Origin of the sequence: Brevibacterium picturae (genome assembly GCF_030453725.1) — a bacterium.
GTDB lineage: Bacteria > Actinomycetota > Actinomycetes > Actinomycetales > Brevibacteriaceae > Brevibacterium > Brevibacterium sandarakinum_A.
In genome coordinates this window covers 1-1580 of the sequence record NZ_JAKDJU010000339.1, presented here as the reverse complement: position 1 = coordinate 1580, position 1580 = coordinate 1, and the positions used below count along the sequence as shown (strand labels likewise).

1 protein-coding gene is annotated in these 1580 nt (G+C 62.2%); it reads left to right on the top strand.

Annotated elements, in window-relative coordinates; genetic code table 11:
- Nucleotides 1-134: 134 nt before the first annotated feature.
- A protein-coding gene (locus L0G76_RS16170) for an IS3 family transposase (RefSeq protein ID WP_127363426.1) occupies nt 135-1546 on the top strand; the annotation gives its coding sequence in 2 pieces (ribosomal slippage) (nt 135-483 and nt 483-1546; 1413 coding nt in all).
- Nucleotides 1547-1580: the final 34 nt, after the last annotated feature.

The following is a 1580-nucleotide window of genomic DNA, read 5'->3' as shown; positions in this document are numbered from 1 at the left end:
TTCCCTGCGTGTCAGGGTGAGTTGAGTCCACCGGTTCATAGCAAGTCCGCCTTAGCAGGGCGAGATCAGGAACAACCACGATGAGTATCTCGACTCTCTCCCCAACATCAACTCCGATCGGCGATGATGGAACGATGAACCCTCGCCACCCACGCGCTGATGGTCCACGCCGACGTACCTTCACCCCCGACCAAAAACTCGCCCACCTGACCGCGTACGAAGAAGCCTGCAGGCAGCAGCAGGGAGGAGCCTACCTGCGCCGTGAGGGGCTGTATTCCTCGCTGATCACCGAATGGCGCAGACTGCGCGATGCGGGTGTCTTGGATGGAAAGAAGCCCGGTCAGGCGGTCGGGAAGCCGAGCAAGGATCAGGCTGAGATTGCCCGGTTGCGCCGCGAGCTCGAGCAGACCCAGCAGCGTTTGGACCGCACGGAGACGGCATTGGAGATTATGGGAAAAGCACGCGCGCTCTTGGAAGAGACCTCCAAGAGCGCGGATACCGAGACCAGGCGGAAGAAGCGCTGATGAACGCCTACACCGAGCTGACCGTCCACGGCTTGAGTACCCGGGCCGCGGCTGGGCTGACCGGTATCGCGCGGTCGACCGCGGCACGCCGCCGCAGACGTTCAGGCCCGCCTGTACCGCGGGAGGTGGTCCCGGCCAACCGGCTCGACTGCACTGAACGAGCGCATGTGCTGGCCGTGCTCAACAGTGCTGAGTTCGTCGATTCCACCCCGATACAGGTCTTCGCCACACTCCTCGACCGGGGCGTCTACCTCTGCTCGATCTCGACGATGTATCGGATCCTGGCCGAGCATGCCCAGGTCAGAGAACGTCGACGGCAGGCCAGGCATCCTGCCCGAGCGGTGCCAGAACTGGTCGCTGACGGGCCGGGACAGGTGTATACGTGGGACATCACCAAGTTGGCCGGACCGACCCGGGGTGTGTACTACGACGCCTATGTGATGATCGATATCTACTCCCGCTACATCGTTGGTGCTCATGTCCATGCTCGTGAGTCCGGACCGTTGGCTCAGGAGATGATGGCCGAGGTGTTCGGCATCCACGGCATCCCACAGGTGGTCCATGCCGACCGGGGCACGTCGATGACGTCGAAGTCCGTGGCTACACTGCTGGCCGATCTGGAAGTGACCAGATCGCATTCGCGGCCGAAGGTCTCCAACGACAATCCCTATTCCGAAGCGTGGTTTAAAACGTTGAAGTATGCGCCGGTCTTTCCCGAACGATTCGGGTCTTTGGCTGGGGCGCGAGGGTTCATCGACGAGTTCGTGTCCTGGTATAACCATGAACATCACCACCAGGGACTCGGTCTGCATACGCCGGCCGATGTCCACTACGGACTCGCAGCGGCCAAGGCGAATGAACGCGCTGACGTCCTCGCCGCGGCCCGGGCGGCTCATCCTGAACGGTTCGCCACGAACGCACCCCCGAAGGTCCTCGACCTCCCTGCGGCTGCCTGGATCAACAAGCCCGTCGAGAGCACGACTGACGACGACCACCAGCAGGTTGAGCTACCAGCTGCCTAACTCCCGCTGGTCTCACTCACCTTGACAAATTCCG